The organism is Microbacterium sp. NPDC055357 (genome assembly GCF_053644835.1).
In genome coordinates this window covers 188,148-205,829 of the sequence record NZ_JBSHLZ010000001.1, presented here as the reverse complement: position 1 = coordinate 205,829, position 17,682 = coordinate 188,148, and the positions used below count along the sequence as shown (strand labels likewise).

Genomic DNA, 17,682 nt, shown 5'->3' with positions numbered 1-17,682 from the left:
TGACCGTCGGTGGCGTCAAGTTTCGCACGTCGCGCGTGAGCGGAACGAGAATCCGTGGAGGCGCAGGCTATCGGTGGCCACGTCCCGCGACGCGCTCACTCCCACTCGATGGTGCCCGGGGGCTTGGAGGTGACGTCGAGGACGACGCGGTTGACGTCGCGCACCTCGTTCGTGATCCGGTTCGAGATACGGGAGAGCACGTCGTAGGGCAGACGCGTCCAGTCCGCCGTCATGGCGTCTTCGGACGAGACCGGGCGCAGGACGATGGGGTGGCCGTACGTCCGACCGTCGCCTTGGACGCCGACGGAGCGCACGTCGGCGAGGAGGACGACGGGGCACTGCCAGATCTCGCCGTCGAGCCCCGCGTTCGTGAGCTCTTCGCGGGCGATCGCGTCGGCCTCACGCAGGATCTCGAGCCGGTCGGCGGTGACTTCGCCGACGATGCGGATCCCGAGCCCCGGACCGGGGAACGGCTGGCGACCGACGATCGCTTCGGGCAGTCCGAGTTCGCGGCCGATCGCGCGCACTTCGTCTTTGAACAGCGTGCGCAGCGGCTCGACGAGCTCGAACTGCAGGTCTTCCGGCAGACCGCCGACGTTGTGATGGCTCTTGATGTTCGCCGTGCCGCTGCCGCCACCGGACTCGACGACGTCGGGATAGAGGGTGCCCTGCACGAGGAAGCGCATGGGCTCGCCTTCGGCGGCGGCTTCGGCGATGAGATCGGCCTGCACCTTCTCGAACGAACGGATGAACTCACGGCCGATGATCTTCCGCTTCTGCTCGGGATCGCTCACACCGGCGAGCGCCGACAGGAACTGCTCGCGCGCGTCGACGGTGACCAGGCGCACGCCCGTCGATGCGACGTAGTCGTTCTCGACCTGTTCGCGCTCGCCCTTGCGCAGCAGCCCGTGGTCGACGAAGACCGCGACGAGCTGGTCGCCCACGGCCTCGTGCACGAGCGCCGTCGAGACGGCGGAGTCCACGCCGCCGGACAGCGCCGACAGCACGCGGCCCGCGCCCACCTGCGCGCGAATCCGCTCGACCTGCTCGGCGATGACGTTGCCGCTGTTCCAGTCGGCGGGCAGTCCCGCCGCTCGGTGCAGGAAGTTCTCGATGACCCGCTGCCCGTGGTCGGAGTGCTTGACCTCGGGGTGCCACTGCACGCCGTAGAGGCGCTTTTCGTCGTTGCCGAACGCGGCGACGGGGGTCACGGCCGTCGAGGCGAGCACGTCGAAGCCCTCGGGCGCGCGCGAGACCTGGTCGCCGTGGCTCATCCAGACGTTCTGCTGCGCGGGCTGGTCGGCCAGCAGCACCCCGCCGTCGTTCGCGATCGCAGCATCCGTCGCACCGTACTCGCGCAGGCCCGTGTTCGCGACCTCGCCGCCGAGGGCCTTGGCCATGACCTGGAAGCCGTAGCAGATGCCGAGCGTCGGCACGCCGAGCTGGAACACGTCGGTGTCCAGCGCGGGGGCGCCGTCGGCGTACACCGACGACGGTCCACCCGAGAGGATGATGCCCACGGGGTTCTTCGCGGCGATCTCGGCGGCGGTCGCGGTGTGCGGCACGATCTCGCTGTAGACGCCCGCTTCGCGCACGCGGCGGGCGATCAGCTGCGCGTACTGCGCCCCGAAGTCGACGACCAGAACGGGTCGCTGCGAGGTCTCGGTCTGCTCGGTCAACGTGAGCCTTCCGTTGCGGGGGTGGTGAGGGGGGATGACTCGGCGGCTTCACGCGCCGCGAGGTACTGGCGCACTTCGCGGGACACGCGTGCCTCCATGAAGAACGACAGCAGGGGCACGACGCCGCCGAGCGCGAGGACGATGAAGCGCAGGAAGGGCCAGCGCATGAGGCTCCAGATGCGGAAGCACGAGAAGAGGTACACGACGTAGAACCAGCCGTGCACGACGAGGATCGCGAGCGAGACGTTGAAGCCGTCGCCGACCGAGGTCATCTCGCAGTCATTCGTCATCGGCAGGAACAGCGACCACCACTCGCAGCCGGGGCCGACGATGACGGGCGCGAGCCACAGGAAGCCACCGGATCCGCCCACGAACAGCTCGAGGTGCAGCGGCGTGTACTTGAGGATCATCTCGGCCAGCAGCAGCAACAGGCCGATGCCGGTGATGACCGAGCAGATCTCGTAGAACTTCAGGGCTCCGCGGATCGCCGGGAAACTGGCGAGTTTGGGGGGGCGGGGCATGGCGTCCAGTTTACCCGGGCTGCGCAGGGCTTCTTTCCCCCTCGGATGCCGCATCCTCGAGGTCTTCGAGCTCCTTCTGCCACGCGTCCTTCGCGAGGCGATACCAGAGGTAGAACGCGAAGCCGGCGAAGATTGCCCACTCGGCGGCGTAGAAGATGTTCAGCCAGTTGACCGGCGAGCGCTCGGTCGGCGGCGGCGAATCGATGTCGACCAGACCCGCGGGGGCATCGGGTGAAGCGATGTACGCGCGGTAGACGTCGAGCCCCTCGGTGTCGTGCCAGCGGCTCAGCAGCGCCGGCGTGGCCATGCGGGTCATCGTGAACGGGTCGGCTTGGCTGCGCGACGAGGCGGGCCCCTCGTCGGAGATGAGACGCCCCTGGACGCTCACCGTCGCGCCGGCGGCGGCATCGGCGTCGAGTTGTGCGGCCACCGTCTGCGCCTGCTCGAGGGTGGGCGCCCAGCCCACGGCGACAGCGATCGAGGTCGGCTCGAGGATGCCGGCGATGCGCAGCTGGCCGGTCACCCAGAAACCTTCTTCGCCGCCGTTGAAGCGCGATGCGACGATCAGGAAGTTCCCGGGGACCCACGCGCCCTCGACCTCGACGCGCTGTCCGACGAGCGGCTCGGGCACGTACTCCCCCGGTCCGGCGACGTCGGCGAGCGGTCGCTGCACTTCGGTCGCACCCGGCGGCGGCGGATCGGTGTCGATCGCGTTGGAGAGCTGCCACTGACCGAGCCAGGCGAAGACGCCGGCCACGACGAGGCACAGCAGCAGCATGCCGATCCACTGCGGCCGCAGCATGACCTCACGCAGCGTCGGAGGAAAGACCTCCGGAATGTCCGACTCCAGCCCCGCCCCGGTCCCTGAGCCCACACCGGTCCCTGAGCTCGCCGAAGGGTCGGTCCCTGAGCTCGCCGAAGGGTCGGTCCCTGAGCTCGCCGAAGGGTCGCTCCCTGAGCTCGCCGAAGGGTCGCTCCCCGCCGGACTCATCATCCGCCCGTGTAGGGCGCGACGACGACCTCGACGCGCTGGAACTCCTTCAAGTCGGAGTACCCCGTCGTGGCCATCGACTTGCGCAGCGCGCCGATGAGGTTGGCGGTGCCGTCGGCGACGGGAGCGGGCCCGTAGAGGACCTCTTCGAGGCTCGCGACCTGGTCGACCCGCACGCGGCGACCGCGCGGGAGCTTCGAGTGGTGCGCCTCGGGGCCCCAGTGGTAGCCGCGCCCCGGTGCATCCGTCGCGCGCGCGAGCGCGACACCGAGCATGACGGCGTCGGCGCCCATCGCGAGCGCCTTGACGATGTCGCCCGACGTGCCGACCCCACCGTCGGCGATGACGTGCACGTAGCGCCCGCCCGACTCGTCGAGGTAGTCGCGGCGAGCGCCGGCCACATCAGCCACGGCCGTCGCCATGGGCGCGTGCAGTCCGAGCGTCGCGCGCGTCGTCGAGGCCGCTCCGCCGCCGAAGCCGACGAGCACACCCGCGGCGCCCGTGCGCATGAGGTGCAGGGCAGCGGTGTAGGTGGCCGCACCGCCGACGATGACGGGCACGTCGAGGTCGTAGATGAACTTCTTCAGGTTGAGCGGTTCGTCGACGCTCGAGACGTGTTCGGCAGAGACGGTCGTGCCGCGGATGACGAAGAGGTCGACGCCGGCCGCGACGACGGTCTCATAGAGATCCTGCGTGCGCTGCGGCGTGAGGGAGCCGGCCACGGTGACGCCGGCCTCGCGGATCTCGGCGAGGCGATCGCGCACCAGCTCGGGCTTGATGGGCTCGTCGTAGAGCTCTTGCATGCGCCGCGTCGCGGCGGCCTTCTCGAGCCCCGCGATCTCGGCGAGCAGCGGCTCCGGGTCGTCGTAGCGCGTCCACAGGCCCTCGAGGTCGAGCACGCCGAGTCCGCCGAGCTGACCGAGCATGATCGCCGTCTGCGGACTGACGACCGAATCCATCGGCGCCCCCAGCACGGGGATGTCGAAGCTGAAGGCGTCGATCGTCCACGCCGTCGAGACGTCTTCGGGGTTGCGCGTGCGACGCGAAGGGACGACCGCGATGTCGTCGAACGAATACGCGCGGCGCGCGCGCTTGGCCCGACCGAGTTCGATGTCCATGCTCACGCCCCCAGCCTACCCGCCGGGATCGACACTGCCGCGGGCGTTCAGGCTGCCGAGTAGCGGCCCGAGCTCTCGGCCCGCGCGCGCGCCTTCGCGGCCTCTTCTTCGCGGTTCTTCGGCGGCGCCGACGTCACGAGCTCGTCGAGCAGGTGCTGCGTCGCATGCTCGATCGCGTGCACGGCCCGATCGAAGGCGTCCTGATTGGCCCGCGACGGCTTCGTCGTCCCGGCGATCTTGCGCACGTACTGGAGCGCCGCTGCGTGCACTTCGTCTTCGCTCGCGGCCGGCTCGAAATTGTGGAGAGTGTGGATGCTGCGGCACATGCCGCCGACGATACGCCGGGGCGCGGCATCCGTCACCCCCTCATCTGCCGCGCAGCACCCTGGTCAGGGGAGCATCCAGCAGGAACAGCAGGAAGGCGATCGAGCCGATGAGAGGAGAGGCGACGACGACCGCTGCGCCGAGCACGAGGGCGCTCAGCGCACCGCGGCCGTAGGCGCGGGCCTCGCCGTCTGTCAGGTCGGGCAGCATGACATCGCGGTGACGCACCGCCCAGACCCACTGGAGCCAGCCGAACAGGATCGCGAGGAAGAACGTCACCGGCATCGCGATGCGCGCCGGGAGATAGCCCGAGTACTCGGTCGTGAGGTTGGTCGCGAACGGCACGAGCACGATGAACAGCAGTCGCGCGTTGTTGAGCCAGACGAGCATCCCGTCGACACGCGCGATGTGCTCGAACTGCCGCACGTGCGTCATCCACAGCAGGCAGAGCAGCACGAAGCTGAGGGCGAAGTTGAGGAACAGCTCGCCCATGCCGCCCAGCGCCGCCCACATCTCGGCGTCGGAGCCGACGGTCCCCAGGGAGTGCGTCGTGAGATCCAGCACGAGCAGGGTTGCCGCGATCGCGAAGACGCCGTCGGTGAACGCCTCGAGACGCGTCGTGGACTGCGTGGCCGCCGGGTGCCGCCGCTGCCGGATCATGCGCTCAGGGTAGCGCCACGCACCCGCGCGCGTCAGCGCTCACGTCATGCGTCTGCGTGTGAGACCACGGCGGGGGCGTCCTGCGTCTGCGTGCCCGGCGCGAGCGCCGTCCTGCGTCTGCCCCCGGCGCGAACGCCGTCCGGCGCGTCTATCCCGAGACCCCGGCGCGACCGCCGTTGCCCCGAGACCCGGCGCGAACGCCGTCCTGCGCGTCTATCCCGAGACCCCGGCGCGACCGCCGTTGCCCCGAGACCCGGCGCGAACGCCGTCCTCCGTCTGCCCCCGGCGCGGGGGCGTCCTGCCTCTGCCCCCGGCGCGGGGGCGTCCTGCCTCTGCCCCCGGCGCGAGCGCTCTTGCCCCGAGACCCGGGCCCGAGGTTCGGAGTCTCGCGCCGACTTCGGACCGCTGCGCACCCGGCATCCGAGGTCGGCGCTCATCTCCGAAGTCGGCGCTGATCTCCGAAGTCCGCAGGGCGGAGTGTCACGCCGCGAGGTGAAGACCAGCCGCGACAGCGCGCCGGATCGTTCGCTCGACGAGCCGCCGATCGTGGACCACCTGTGCGTAGCTGAATCGAAGCACGGTGTACCCGCGCAGGCGCAGTTCCGCATCGTGGGCGATGTCGCTGGTGCGTTGGGCCGACGATGAGTGGTGAGCGTAGCCGTCGACCTGCACCACCAGGCGATCACCGACAAGCAGGTCGACCCGATGCCCAGCGATCAAGATCTGCTGACGCACCTCAAGGCCCCAACTGCGCAAGGACATGGCGAGGAGGGTCTCGAGACCGGAATCGGACAGCCCGGTCACGCTCTGGGCGCATTCGGATGCCGCGCGCGACGGCCATCGAATCTGTCGAAGCCCTTCGGCCGACAACCCTTCGACTCGGATCGCCGATTCCCACAGCACGAGCGCCTGGTCGCGGGGCAAGCAGGTCGCGATGTGCGCGAGTGCGTCTTCGGGTGACTCGCACAGACTTCGGGATGCCACGGGGGCAATGGACTTCGTCCAGTGGAGGACCCCGTTCCACTTCTTGCCGAGGCGCACCGGTCCGGCTTTCGGAGCCAATCGCAGGTGCACCCGCTCGTCGATGCCTACTGGGAGCCACCACTTCTGCCTGCGCGCGAAGGATACGCACGCGAGGCGGCCGCCGGCGCGTGCCGCCGTGAGAAGGTCGGGCGGCGCGGAACTCAGAGCCAGCCACGCCCGGCGGATCACGGTGACGCCGTCGCTCCGCATCTCGGCACGCAACGCCGCGACCGAATACCCGGCGCGCAGTATGTCTTCGCGGTGGACGATCCCGCCCTGCTGAGCGATCCAGTCAGTGAGCTGCATCGCGTCAGCGTCGCAGCATCCCGATCATGCGCGCAGAGGCGCGCGCCCATCTGTGTGCAACCGGTGCGGCTCGCAACTTGGGGAGGGTCCGCACGCCAACCTCGGCATGCGCGCGAATCTCGGAGATGCGCGCGAACCTCGGAGATGCGCGCCAACCTAGGAGATGCGCACGAACCTCGGACCCCTGTGGGTAAAAGCTCCGAAGTACGCGCCGCCCTCCGCGCTTCGCGGTACCCAACGCCGTCTGGGGAGGGTCAGGCGGCACGCCAACCTCGGAGATGCGCGCCAACCTAGGAGATGCGCACGAACCTCGGACCCCTGTGCGTAAAGGCTCCGAAGTACGCGCCGCCCTCCGAGCCTCGCGCGGCGCGGCGTCCGTCGCGAGACGGACGCCGCCGAGTCACTTCTTGTAGTTTGGCGCCTCGACGACGATCTGCACGTCGTGCGGGTGGGACTCCTTGAGTCCCGCCGCCGTGATCCGGACGAACTTGCCCTTGGACTTGAGCTCATCGATCGTGCGTGCGCCGACGTAGAACATCGACTGACGCAGGCCCCCGATGAGCTGGTACGCGACGGCCGACACCGGTCCGCGGTAGGCGACCTGTCCCTCGATGCCCTCGGGGATGAGCTTGTCGTCGCTGGGAACGTCGGCCTGGAAGTAGCGGTCCTTCGAGTACGAGGTCTTCTTGCCGCGCGTCTGCAGCGCTCCGAGCGAACCCATGCCGCGATAGAGCTTGAACTGCTTGCCGCCCTGGAAGACGATCTCGCCGGGCGACTCGTCGGTGCCCGCGAGGAGCGAGCCGAGCATGACCGTGTCGGCGCCGGCGACGAGGGCTTTCGCGATGTCGCCGGAGTACTGCAGTCCGCCGTCGGCGATGACCGGCACGCCCGATTCGCGCGCCGCGAGGAACGCCTCGTAGATGGCGGTCACCTGCGGCACGCCGACGCCCGCGACGACGCGTGTCGTGCAGATCGACCCCGGCCCGACGCCCACCTTCACCGCGTCCACGCCCGCGTCGATGAGCGCCTGCGCGCCCTCGCGCGTCGCGACGTTGCCGCCGATGACGTCGACGTGATCGAAGGATGCGTCCGCCTTGAGCCGCTTGACGATGTCGATGACGCCGGCCGACTGGCCGTTGGCGGTGTCGACGACGAGCACGTCGACACCCGCGTCACGCAGCGCCTCGGCGCGCTGCCACGCGTCGCCGAAGAAGCCGATCGCCGCTCCGACGCGCAGTCGCCCGTGCTCGTCCTTCGTGGCGAGCGGGTACTTCTCGCTCTTGTCGAAGTCCTTGATCGTGATGAGACCCGCGAGCTTGCCGTCGTCGTCGATGAGCGGCAGCTTCTCGACGCGGTGATGCGCGAACAGTGCGATGACGTCGTTCGCACCGATGCCGACCTTGCCCGTCACGAGCCCTTCACGGGTCATGACGTCCTTCACGAGCGTCGTCTGACGTTCGAAGCCCGAGACGAACCGCATGTCGCGGTTGGTGATGATGCCGAGCAGGCGCCCTTCGTCATCGATGACGGGCAGCCCCGAGATGCGGTACTGCGCGCACAGCGCGTCGACCTCTTCGATCGTCGCGTCGGCGGTCGTCGTGATCGGGTCGGTGATCATGCCGGATTCGCTGCGCTTGACCCGGTCGACCATCGAGGCCTGCTCGTCGATGGACATGTTGCGATGGATGATGCCGAGCCCGCCCTCGCGCGCGATCGCGATCGCCATCCGGGACTCGGTCACGGTGTCCATGGCACTGGACAGCAGCGGTGTCGCGACGGTGATCCGGCGGGTCACCCGCGAAGACGTGTCGGCTTCGCTGGGGATGACGTCGGTGTGACCGGGCAGCAGCAGGACGTCGTCGTAGGTCAGTCCGACGAAGCCGAAGGGGTCGTTGTGCTCCATGGGGTCTCCTGCGCGGTGCAGGTCCTGCACGGCGCGTGTTGCTCGGGGGTGAACGGCGACGGCCGGTGCACACGCGGAACCTGCCGTACCGAGTCTAAGTCTCGGGCTCGCGGGTTTGTTCCGCGCAGTGCGGCACTTGAGCAACCCTTCCGTGTTCCGATTCGATCACGTCCAAAAATGCGTTGTGTACGAATCGCCGACGACGCAATAAGGTCGAACCGTCGTTCATCACGGCCGATTGCGACCCGAGCCTTCGGTGTCCGTGGTGCCGTACGGGAGGTTCTGTGGGTTCTACGACTGTGGCCGCGACAAGATCGCGGCGATGGCTATTGGCAGTTATCGCGGCGACGTTCGCCGCCATGCTGCTCGTTTTCAACACGCCGCAAGGCGCCTGGGCTGATACGGGTGATCCACCCGAGGAGCAAGAGGTAACCGACTACTACTTCGGTGGAATCATCACGTTCGAAGGCGAACCGGTTCCCGATGTGACCATGACGATCGAAGGAAACGGGTTCGACGCCGAAACCGTGACCGACGCCGAAGGCAAGTGGCGTCTCTACGTTCCAGAGAAGGAATCGTACGTTCTCACGGTCGACGAGTCCTCGCTGCCCGACGGTGTCATCGTCGACCCGGCGCAGCTGGGCGAGGGCATCGCTCTGAAGGACGGATCTTCGGGTTCGTTCGACGTGGAATTCGGACTCACGGGGTCGAAGATCATCAACCTCTTCCTCGGTGAGGGTGAGCGGGTCACGACATCCTTCCTGGATCAGTTCGTCGAGCGCGTCATCAACGGACTGAACTTCGGTCTGCTGCTCGCACTCGCGGCGATCGGTGTGTCGCTCATCTTCGGAACGACAGGGCTGACGAACTTCGCGCACGCCGAACTGGTCACCTTCGGTGCCGTCATCGCGGTCGCGCTGGGCGTCGGATTCCAGATCCCGATGTGGCTGACGATCCCCATCACGATCATCGTGGGCGGGTTGTTCGGCTACGCCTTGGATGCGGGGCTGTGGAAACCGCTGCGCCGAAAAGGGATCGGGCTCGTACCGCTGATGATCGTCAGCATCGGCCTGTCGCTCGCGGTGCGCTACGTCTACCAGTTCTTCATGGGCGGGTCGACGTCGCAGCTGCCGGGCGCAGGATCGGCGAAGATCCAGATCCTCGGCCCGATCGCGCTGTCGCCCGTCGCCATGATGTCGATGGGGATCAGCATCGTCGTGCTCGTGCTGGTGGCCTTCTGGCTGCTGCGCACCCGCGTCGGCAAGGCCACGCGCGCCATTTCGGACAACCCCGGCCTGGCCGCGGCATCCGGAATCAACGTCGACCGCGTCATCCGGATCGTCTGGATCCTGTCGGCGGCCCTCGCGGCCCTCGGCGGAATCCTCTGGGGCTACTTCCGCCCCGGCGTGCGGTGGGACATGGGCGTGCACATCCTGCTGCTCATCTTCGCCGCCGTGACACTCGGCGGGCTGGGAACGGCGTTCGGCGCGCTCATCGGTGCGATCATCGTCGGTCTGCTCGTGGAGGTCTCGACCCTCTGGCTGCCGTCCGACCTGAAGTATGTGGGTGCGCTCGTCGTGCTCATCTTGATTCTGCTGGTCAGGCCACAGGGCATCCTGGGCCGTAAAGAGAGACTCGGATAGGAGGCGACCATGGACTGGGGAGGAATTCTCAATAACACCGCGGGTTGGCTGTTCAGCCCGACGACGATCGCCTACGCACTCGCTGCGACGGGCCTCGCTGTTCACTTCGGCTATGCCGGCCTGCTGAACTTCGGTATGGCGGGCTTCATGGCGATCGGCGCGTACAGCTACGCGATCTCGATCCTGACGTTCGGACTCCCGTGGTGGGTCGGCATCCTGATCGGAATGGTGGCGGCGACCGTGTTCGCCTTCATCCTGGGTATCCCGACGCTGCGACTGCGAGCCGACTATCTCGCCATCGTGACGATCGCGGCAGCCGAGATCGTACGACTACTGTTCACGACGACGGCGTTCGACGCGGTCACCAACTCGGCCGACGGCCTCGGCGGATACCACGCGGGCTTCCGCGCGGCGAACCCGTTCCCGCCCGGGACGTACGGCTTCGGGCCGTGGACCTACACGGCTGACGCCCTGTGGGTGCGCGTGTTCGGCGTCATCCTGCTGGCGATCGCGGTCTTCATCGTGTGGGCCGTCATGCGCAGCCCGTGGGGACGCGTCCTCAAGGGCATCCGTGAAGACGAAGACGCCGTGCGCTCGCTCGGCAAGAACGTCTTCGCCTACAAGATGCAGGCACTCGTGCTCGGTGGCATCTTCGGTGCTCTCGGCGGCGTGGTCTTCGCGCTTCCGTCGGCGGTCGTTCCTGCCACCTACACGACGAGCCTGACGTTCTTCATCTGGACGATCCTGCTGCTCGGCGGCGCAGCGACGGTCTTCGGACCGGCTCTGGGCGCCGTCATCTTCTGGGTGATCATGGCGTTCCTCGATGGGGTCCTTCCGGCGCTCGCGTCGATCGGGATCCTGCCGATCTCGCCGATCCAGGCCGGCACACTGCGCTTCGTCCTCGTGGGCATCGCGCTGATGCTGCTCGTCATATTCCGCCCGCAGGGCATCCTCGGCAACAAGAGGGAGCTGACCTTTGTCAAATAACATCACTCCCGAGGGCGGTGTCGCCCCCACCACGGGCAACATCCGTCGCCCCAAGGCGACCGGGCTCGCGAAGGGCGAGGCCGTTCCCGGCGTCGCCAAGACCGACCCGATCCTCGTCATCGACAACGTGACCCGCCGCTTCGGCGGCCTCACGGCCGTCGACGTGCAGCACCTGGAGGTTCCGCGCAACGCCATCACGGCGCTCATCGGCCCCAACGGTGCCGGCAAGACGACGCTGTTCAACCTGCTGTGCGGGTTCGACAAGCCCAACTCGGGCTCGTGGAGCTTCGACGGGACTCAGCTGGCCGGTGTGCCGTCCTTCAAGGTCGCGCGCATGGGTCAGGTGCGAACCTTCCAGCTCACCAAGGCGCTCTCGCTGCTGACGGTGCTCGAGAACATGAAGCTCGGCGCCTCGAAGCAGAAGGGCGAGCGTTTCTTCACGAGCATGATCCCGGCGATCTGGCGCAAGCAGGAAACCGAGATCGAAGAGAAGGCGCGCGGTCTGCTCAAGCGCTTCAAGCTCGACGCGAAGTCCTCGGACTACGCGGCGTCGCTGTCAGGCGGTCAGCGCAAGCTGCTCGAAATGGCACGGGCACTCATGAACGACCCGACGCTCGTCATGCTCGACGAGCCGATGGCCGGTGTGAACCCCGCGCTGACCGAGTCGCTGCTCGAGCACATCCTCGATCTGAAGGAGCTCGGGATGACCGTGCTCTTCGTCGAGCACGACATGCACATGGTGCGGCACATCGCCGACTGGGTCGTCGTCATGGCCGAAGGCCGTGTCGTGGCCGAGGGGCCGCCGGACACCGTGATGCAGGATCAGGCGGTCATCGACGCGTACCTCGGCGCCCACCAGGATGTCGACCTCGGCATCGTGACCGGACGCATCGAAGGTGAGCTGAACACCTCCGCGATCGAGATGCTCGAGGACATCGAGCAGGCCGAGGCCGAGTCGATCGCCGAAGCCGAGGAGGAGAACAAGTGACCAAGGTGACGACGGCCGGAGCCCCCGCGGGCGAGGCCGCCAAGAGCGACCGCATCGTCGTGGAGGTCAAGGATCTCGACGCGGGCTACCTCCCCGGCATCAACATCATCAACGGTGCCAACCTGATCGCCCGCAAGGGTGAGCTGATCGGCATCATCGGACCCAACGGCGCCGGAAAGTCGACGCTGCTGAAGTCGATCTTCGGCATGGTCAAGGTTCGGGCCGGCGAGATCATGGTCAACGGCGAGAGCATCGTCGGGCTCAACTCCGACAAGCTCGTGTCGCGCGGTGTGGGCTTCGTGCCGCAGACGAACAACGTGTTCCCCTCGCTGTCCATCGAGGAGAACCTGCAGATGGGGCTCTACCAGAACCCCAAGGCGTATGCCGAGCGGCTTGAGTTCGTGACCGGGATCTTCGCAGAGCTGGGCAAGCGCCTCAAGCAGCGCGCGGGCTCGCTCTCGGGCGGTGAGCGCCAGATGGTGGCGATGTCGCGCGCACTCATGATGGACCCCGCCGTGCTGCTGCTCGACGAGCCGTCGGCCGGTCTGTCGCCCGTGCGCCAGGATGACGCGTTCATCCGCGTCTCGGACATCAACAAGGCGGGTGTCACGACGATCATGGTCGAGCAGAACGCCCGTCGGTGCCTGCAGATCTGCGACCGCGGCTACGTCCTGGACCAGGGCCGCGACGCGTATCACGGCACGGGCCGCGAGCTGCTGAACGACCCGAAGGTCATCGGCCTGTACCTGGGTTCGCTCGGGCAGGACTGATTCCTCAGTAAACAGAGAAGGGTGGATGCTGCGGCATCCGCCCTTCTCTGTTTCTGTGTGCGCCCACATCGTCCGGTCCTCGTCCGGGCCGCGTCCCGTCGTTCGGTGCGGGGCCTCCCCCGGAACGGCCCCCGGTGAGCGCAGAGGGCGGCCCGCGGCCGGCGTAGCCCCGCAGCCCGCCGCACGCCCCGCAGCCCCGGCGTCCCGCATCCGAGGCACCGACGCCGCTCTCCACGCACCGGATATCCCGTCGCCTGCCCCCCGCGCTGCGCACCCGCCGAGTGCGCCCGGTGAGCACGGGACACCGCGCACCCGAGGCCCGCACAACACCAGAAGGGCCCCGGTTCCGTGAGGAACCGGGGCCCTGAGTGGCTGAAGAGCTCAGCGCATCAATCAGTTGATGCGGGTGTGCTCGTTGCCCTCCTGGTACTCGAAGACACCGATCGACGCCTCGGTCGGGTCGCCGGCCTCGTCGAACGCGACGCCACCGGAGTAGCCGTCGTAGTCGGCGACGCCACCCGCGAGGATGATGTCGGCGCAAGCGGCGAAGGTGTCGCACTTCTCGCCGTCGCCAGAGCCGCCCGAGACTTCCTGCAGCTTCGCAGCGATCTCACCGGCGTCCGTCGAGTTCGCGGCGAGAGCAGCGAGCGCGAGGAGCACGACGGCGTCGTAGGACTCACCGGCGTAGTTGAAGTCGACGAGCTCTTCGCCCGACTGCTCCTGCCACTGCGCGATGAGGCGGTCCTGGAAGTCGTCCGACAGCACCGGGCCGGGCTGCGTGCCCTTGGAGCCGGTGATGTCCACGGGCATGTCCGCACCCCACTGCGAGGTGTTGCCGTCGACGAAGTAGAACTTCGAGCCGTCGAAGCCGCTGTTGACGAACGACGGAGCGATCGTCGCGGTCTCCTCGAAGCCGATGACCGAGATGGCCTCCGGGTTCTGCGCGAGGATCGACGAGACCTGTGCCGAGAAGTTCGTGTCGCCGGCGTTGTAGGACTCGGATGCCACGACCTGGCCACCCGTCGCCTCGAACGTCTCGGTCAGCGCGGCCTCGAGGCCCGTGCCGTACGCGTCGTTGAGGTAGATGATGCCGAGCGTCGATGCGCCATCTTCGGCGATCAGGTTGCCCAGCACCTCACCCTGCAGCAGGTCGCTGGGGGCGGTGCGGAAGTACAGGCCGTTGTCGTCCCACGTCGTGAAGTCCGGCGACGTGTTGGCGGGCGAGAACGTGATGACGCCGGCGCCGACTGCCTGGTCGAGGAAGAGCTTCGTGACGCCCGATGCCGCAGCACCGATGAGCGCCTGGACGCCATTGCCCAGGAGGCGCGGGACGGTGGTCTCGTAAGCCTTGTTGTCGGGGTCGCCCGAGTCGCCGTACTCGACATCGACAGTGATGCCCTTGGCTGCGTCGTTGATCTCCTTGACGGCGAGGCCGACGCCGGCCTCTTCCGGCGGGCCGAGGAACGCGAGTGCACCGGTCTGGGGCAGCACGGTTCCGATGCTGAGCGTGAGGTCACGCTCTTCCGACGTGGGGGGTGCTTCGGTGCCTTCGCCACCCGTTCCTCCGCCGGCACAGCCGGCGAGAACGAGTGCACTGGCACCGGCGAGCGCGATCCCGCCGAGAATGGCGGACTTGCGCGAGCGGGTGAAGACGCTCATGTTTCTCCTTGTTGTGGGTGACACGGGCTCGGCTCGGGTGCCGTCCCAGTGCTCATAACCTAACGGCGCGAGCGGCTTCGCAATGTTGCCATTCGTTAACGATCTATAACGGAGACGATTTCGGATGCCGCAACCCCCGGAATTCCGCGGGTTTCGCCCCGCGTGGCGGGGGCGCTGCGCGGGTCAGCGCACGCGCTGGCGCCGCGAACGACGCACGTGTAGGACCGAATCCGCCATGAGCACGGCCAGCGCGACCCACACGAGTCCGAACCCGATCCAGCGTTCGACGGGCATGGGCTCGCCGAGGATCCACGCCCCCGAGATGAACTGCAGGAAGGGGGTGACGAACTGCAGCAGGCCGATCACCGTGAGAGAGGTGCGGCGCGTGCCGGCGGCGAAGAGCAGCAGCGGCACAGCGGTGACGATCCCCGCGAGGCTCAGCAGCACGGTGTGCCAGGCGCCGTTCGCGCCGTAGGTGAGGCCGGTCGTCATCGCGACCACGATCAGGATGACCGTTGCGATCGGCATGAGCCAGAGGGTTTCGAGCGTCAGTCCGCTGACGGCGTCGACCGACGGGCCGACCTTCTTCTTGACCAGGCCGTACAGGCTGAAGGATGCCGCGAGCGTCAGCGCGATCCACGGCACGGAGCCGTACGCCACGACGATGACGATGACCGCTGCCGCCGCGATGCCGATCGCGACCCACTGCGTGACGCGCAGCTTCTCTCGCAGCACGAGCACACCGAGCAGGACGGTGGCGATCGGGTTGATGAAGTAGCCGAGGCTCGTCTCGATGACGTGGCCCGACAGGGCGCCGATGATGAAGACCTGCCAGTTGACGTAGATGAACACGGCAGCCAGCGCCGTGAGCCCGAGCACCTTGGGCTGCCGGAAGAGCCGCGCGAGCCGCCCCCACGTGCGCGTCACCGACAGCAGCAGCACGCAGAAGACCAGCGACAGCACGATGCGCCAGGCGACGATCTCCCAGGGCCCGGTCGGAACGAGCAGGACGAAGTACAGCGGCAGGAAGCCCCACCACAGGTACGCCGCGAAGCCGTAGATCCCGCCGAGCAGGCGTTCCCGCTCGGCCGCGCTGCGTCCGACGGGAATCGGCACGCCGCCCGTCACGACGGCGGCTTCGCCGAGGTCGCCACCCGTCGTGTCAGCGGGCTCGGCGGCGGGCACGTCTCGGGTCACCAGTCCACCCTAGGGCCGGACGAACACCGCGACGGTCGGGGCGTGAGCGACGTGTGCAGCCGTGCCCCGCCGCACCCCGAACATGACGAAGGACTCGGATGCCGCAGCATCCGAGTCCTTCGTATCGCCTGTGTGAGGCGGGGTTCTCAGCGAACGACGACCGCGAGGACGTCGCGTGCCGACAGGACGAGCAGCTCGTCCGCGCCGAACTTGACCTCGGTGCCGCCGTACTTGCTGTAGATCACACGGTCGCCGACAGCGACGTCGAGCGGAATACGGTTGCCGTTGTCGTCGATACGACCGGGGCCGACCGCCACGACCTCGCCCTCCTGGGGCTTCTCCTTGGCGGTGTCAGGGATGACCAGACCGCTGGACGTGGTCTGCTCGGCCTCGACCTGCTTGATGACGATGCGGTCCTCGAGCGGCTTGATGGAAACCGACACGGTCTACCTCTTCTTTCCTTGAGACTGAAGACTCGTTAGCACCCGCACAGTGAGAGTGCTAACGCAAGTCTAGGCAAAGCGCTGGCACTCGCGCAACGTGAGTGCCAGCTCGGTGTCTCAGCCTAGGCTGGCGGAGTGGACACGGCCGAGCTCACCGCGCTGCTCACCCCCGAGGGGATGCGCCTGCTCGACGAGCTTCCCACCACGCATTCGACCGAGGACGTCGCCCGCACCGTCACGCGTCTGCGCCGTGCCGGGTACTCCCCCGACCTCGTCTCGGCGGTCGTGTCGCAGGCGCGTCTGCGCGACCGGGCGCGCGCCAAGTTCGGCGATCTCGCCGAGCGCATGCTGTTCACGCGCGCGGGCCTCGAGCAGGCGACGCGCCTGCCCGTCGCGGTGCGCCACGCCGCGCGCTTTCGCGATGCGGGCCTGACGAGCGTCGCCGACCTCGGCTGCGGAATCGGCGGCGACGCGCTCGGTCTCGCGGGCCTGGGGCTGCAGGTCTCGGCCGTCGACGCCGACGAGATCACCGCCGCGATCGCGGCATACAACCTCGCACCGTTCGGCGACGACGTCACGGTCGCGCACGGCACGGCCGAGGCGTTCGATCTCAGGGCGACGGATGCCGCGTGGCTCGACCCCGCGCGCCGCACGGCGGGCCGCACCGAGACGACCCGCACGCGCCCCGCCGACTGGTCGCCGTCCCTGGACTGGGTGTTCGCTCTGGCCGAGCGCATGCCCGTCGGAGTCAAGCTCGGACCGGGGCTCGACCGCGACCTGATCCCGGAGGCGGTCGAGGCGCAGTGGGTCAGCGCCGACGGCTCGACGATCGAGCTCGTGCTGTGGTCGGGCGCGCTCGCGCGTCCTGGCATCCGGCGTGCGGCGCTGGTGATGCGCGGGGAATCCGTGCACGAGCTCACCGCCGACGCCGATGCGGCCGACGAGCCCGCGCGGCCGCTCGGCGCCTGGCTGCACGAGCCCGACGGCGCCGTCATCCGGGCGCGGCTGATCGGCGACGTCGCCCGGTCGCTCGAGGCCGGCATGGTCGATGAGCACATCGCCTATCTCACGTCGGACTCCGCGCTCACCTCGCCGTTCGTCGCGACCTTCCGCGTGCGCGAAGTCCTTCCCGCCGATCCGAAGAAGCTCGGCGCTGCGCTGCGCGAGCGCGGCATCGGGCGTCTGGAGATCAAGAAGCGCGGCGTCGACGTCGATCCCGCCGCGCTGCGCCGGTCGCTCAAGCTGCGCGGCGACGCCGAGGCGACGCTGTTCCTCACGCGCATCGGCTCCAAGCGCGTCGCCGTCCTCGCCGACCGGGTCTGACGCCGACCGCGCTCCTTTACCGCGAGACTGCAACGGGCGGCCGAGACTGCGGGGTTCACCCGCACCCTCGTCCCCCTTCGTCGTCCCCATGTCTTCCTTGGCGACACCACACAACGATGACGCAGCAGCACCAACGCAGCGCTCAAC

At 68.3% G+C, this 17,682-nt stretch carries 16 protein-coding genes; 5 read left to right on the top strand and 11 right to left on the bottom strand.

Going from position 1 to position 17,682, the window contains the following annotated elements:
* Window positions 1–95: 95 nt before the first annotated feature.
* The 8 genes from guaA to guaB all read right to left on the bottom strand — a co-directional run bounded on the left by guaA (window position 96) and on the right by guaB (window position 8,525).
* Complete coding sequence (gene guaA, locus ACWICD_RS00965; RefSeq protein WP_376129260.1) at window positions 96–1,679, bottom strand: glutamine-hydrolyzing GMP synthase; 1,584 nt, start codon at window positions 1,677–1,679, stop codon at window positions 96–98.
* Complete coding sequence (locus ACWICD_RS00960; protein WP_376129262.1) at window positions 1,676–2,200, bottom strand: DUF3817 domain-containing protein; 525 nt, start codon at window positions 2,198–2,200, stop codon at window positions 1,676–1,678. The genes guaA and ACWICD_RS00960 overlap by 4 nt, the downstream gene beginning before the upstream one ends.
* A 10-nt stretch (window positions 2,201–2,210) precedes the next feature.
* A complete protein-coding gene (locus tag ACWICD_RS00955) occupies window positions 2,211–3,002 on the bottom strand; it encodes an SURF1 family protein (protein ID WP_454139228.1) in 792 nt (263 codons plus the stop codon).
* Between the two features lie 188 nt (window positions 3,003–3,190).
* The gene (locus ACWICD_RS00950; RefSeq protein WP_376129285.1) at window positions 3,191–4,309 is read right to left on the bottom strand and encodes a GuaB3 family IMP dehydrogenase-related protein; all 1,119 of its coding nucleotides are present in this window, start codon (window positions 4,307–4,309) and stop codon (window positions 3,191–3,193) included.
* A 47-nt stretch (window positions 4,310–4,356) separates the two neighbouring features.
* Window positions 4,357–4,635: a DUF2277 domain-containing protein gene (locus ACWICD_RS00945; RefSeq protein ID WP_376129266.1), complete on the bottom strand. Its 279-nt coding sequence runs from the start codon at window positions 4,633–4,635 to the stop codon at window positions 4,357–4,359.
* A gap of 40 nt (window positions 4,636–4,675) precedes the next feature.
* Window positions 4,676–5,293, bottom strand: a complete 618-nt coding sequence (locus tag ACWICD_RS00940) for a TMEM175 family protein (RefSeq protein ID WP_454139012.1) — start codon at window positions 5,291–5,293, stop codon at window positions 4,676–4,678.
* A gap of 480 nt (window positions 5,294–5,773) precedes the next feature.
* Complete coding sequence (locus ACWICD_RS00935; protein WP_376129269.1) at window positions 5,774–6,622, bottom strand: endonuclease domain-containing protein; 849 nt, start codon at window positions 6,620–6,622, stop codon at window positions 5,774–5,776.
* A 400-nt stretch (window positions 6,623–7,022) separates the two neighbouring features.
* On the bottom strand, window positions 7,023–8,525 hold the full coding sequence (gene guaB / locus ACWICD_RS00930; protein ID WP_454139011.1) for an IMP dehydrogenase: 1,503 nt from the start codon (window positions 8,523–8,525) through the stop codon (window positions 7,023–7,025).
* A gap of 359 nt (window positions 8,526–8,884) precedes the next feature.
* On the opposite strand from guaB, the gene ACWICD_RS00925 reads away from it, so the two are divergent.
* The 4 genes from ACWICD_RS00925 to ACWICD_RS00910 are packed head-to-tail and all read left to right on the top strand — an operon-like array spanning window position 8,885 to window position 12,913.
* Entirely contained in the window at window positions 8,885–10,168 is a 1,284-nt protein-coding gene (locus ACWICD_RS00925) for a branched-chain amino acid ABC transporter permease (protein ID WP_376129272.1), read from the top strand.
* 9 nt (window positions 10,169–10,177) lie between these two features.
* A complete protein-coding gene (locus ACWICD_RS00920; protein ID WP_376129274.1) occupies window positions 10,178–11,155 on the top strand; it encodes a branched-chain amino acid ABC transporter permease in 978 nt (325 codons plus the stop codon).
* Entirely contained in the window at window positions 11,145–12,143 is a 999-nt protein-coding gene (locus tag ACWICD_RS00915) for an ABC transporter ATP-binding protein (protein ID WP_454139010.1), read from the top strand. Before ACWICD_RS00920 ends, ACWICD_RS00915 begins: the two co-directional genes overlap by 11 nt.
* Before the next feature lie 5 nt (window positions 12,144–12,148).
* Window positions 12,149–12,913 carry an ABC transporter ATP-binding protein gene (locus ACWICD_RS00910; protein ID WP_376129287.1) on the top strand — a complete coding sequence of 255 codons (765 nt, stop codon included), beginning with the start codon at window positions 12,149–12,151 and terminating at the stop codon, window positions 12,911–12,913.
* Window positions 12,914–13,306: 393 nt separating this feature from the next.
* Here ACWICD_RS00910 and ACWICD_RS00905 read toward each other — a convergent pair whose 3' ends face one another.
* From ACWICD_RS00905 to groES, 3 genes are all read right to left on the bottom strand, one after another.
* Window positions 13,307–14,572 carry an ABC transporter substrate-binding protein gene (locus ACWICD_RS00905; RefSeq protein ID WP_376129278.1) on the bottom strand — a complete coding sequence of 422 codons (1,266 nt, stop codon included), beginning with the start codon at window positions 14,570–14,572 and terminating at the stop codon, window positions 13,307–13,309.
* 183 nt (window positions 14,573–14,755) lie between these two features.
* Entirely contained in the window at window positions 14,756–15,700 is a 945-nt protein-coding gene (gene rarD, locus ACWICD_RS00900; protein WP_376129289.1) for an EamA family transporter RarD, read from the bottom strand.
* Between the two features lie 215 nt (window positions 15,701–15,915).
* On the bottom strand, window positions 15,916–16,212 hold the full coding sequence (groES, locus tag ACWICD_RS00895; protein ID WP_376129280.1) for a co-chaperone GroES: 297 nt from the start codon (window positions 16,210–16,212) through the stop codon (window positions 15,916–15,918).
* 135 nt (window positions 16,213–16,347) lie between these two features.
* On the opposite strand from groES, the gene ACWICD_RS00890 reads away from it, so the two are divergent.
* The gene (locus tag ACWICD_RS00890; RefSeq protein ID WP_454139009.1) at window positions 16,348–17,535 is read left to right on the top strand and encodes a THUMP-like domain-containing protein; all 1,188 of its coding nucleotides are present in this window, start codon (window positions 16,348–16,350) and stop codon (window positions 17,533–17,535) included.
* Window positions 17,536–17,682: the final 147 nt, after the last annotated feature.

Coding starts and splice junctions, on each gene's coding strand:
- ACWICD_RS00955 (WP_454139228.1), bottom strand. CDS start 3,002: ATGCTGCGGCCGCAGTGGATCGGCATGCTGCTGCTGTGCCTCGTCGTG.
- guaB (WP_454139011.1), bottom strand. CDS start 8,525: ATGGAGCACAACGACCCCTTCGGCTTCGTCGGACTGACCTACGACGAC.
- ACWICD_RS00960 (WP_376129262.1), bottom strand. CDS start 2,200: ATGCCCCGCCCCCCCAAACTCGCCAGTTTCCCGGCGATCCGCGGAGCC.
- ACWICD_RS00950 (WP_376129285.1), bottom strand. CDS start 4,309: ATGGACATCGAACTCGGTCGGGCCAAGCGCGCGCGCCGCGCGTATTCG.
- ACWICD_RS00935 (WP_376129269.1), bottom strand. CDS start 6,622: ATGCAGCTCACTGACTGGATCGCTCAGCAGGGCGGGATCGTCCACCGC.
- ACWICD_RS00925 (WP_376129272.1), top strand. CDS start 8,885: ATGCTGCTCGTTTTCAACACGCCGCAAGGCGCCTGGGCTGATACGGGT.
- ACWICD_RS00905 (WP_376129278.1), bottom strand. CDS start 14,572: ATGAGCGTCTTCACCCGCTCGCGCAAGTCCGCCATTCTCGGCGGGATC.
- ACWICD_RS00920 (WP_376129274.1), top strand. CDS start 10,178: ATGGACTGGGGAGGAATTCTCAATAACACCGCGGGTTGGCTGTTCAGC.
- ACWICD_RS00945 (WP_376129266.1), bottom strand. CDS start 4,635: ATGTGCCGCAGCATCCACACTCTCCACAATTTCGAGCCGGCCGCGAGC.
- ACWICD_RS00940 (WP_454139012.1), bottom strand. CDS start 5,293: ATGATCCGGCAGCGGCGGCACCCGGCGGCCACGCAGTCCACGACGCGT.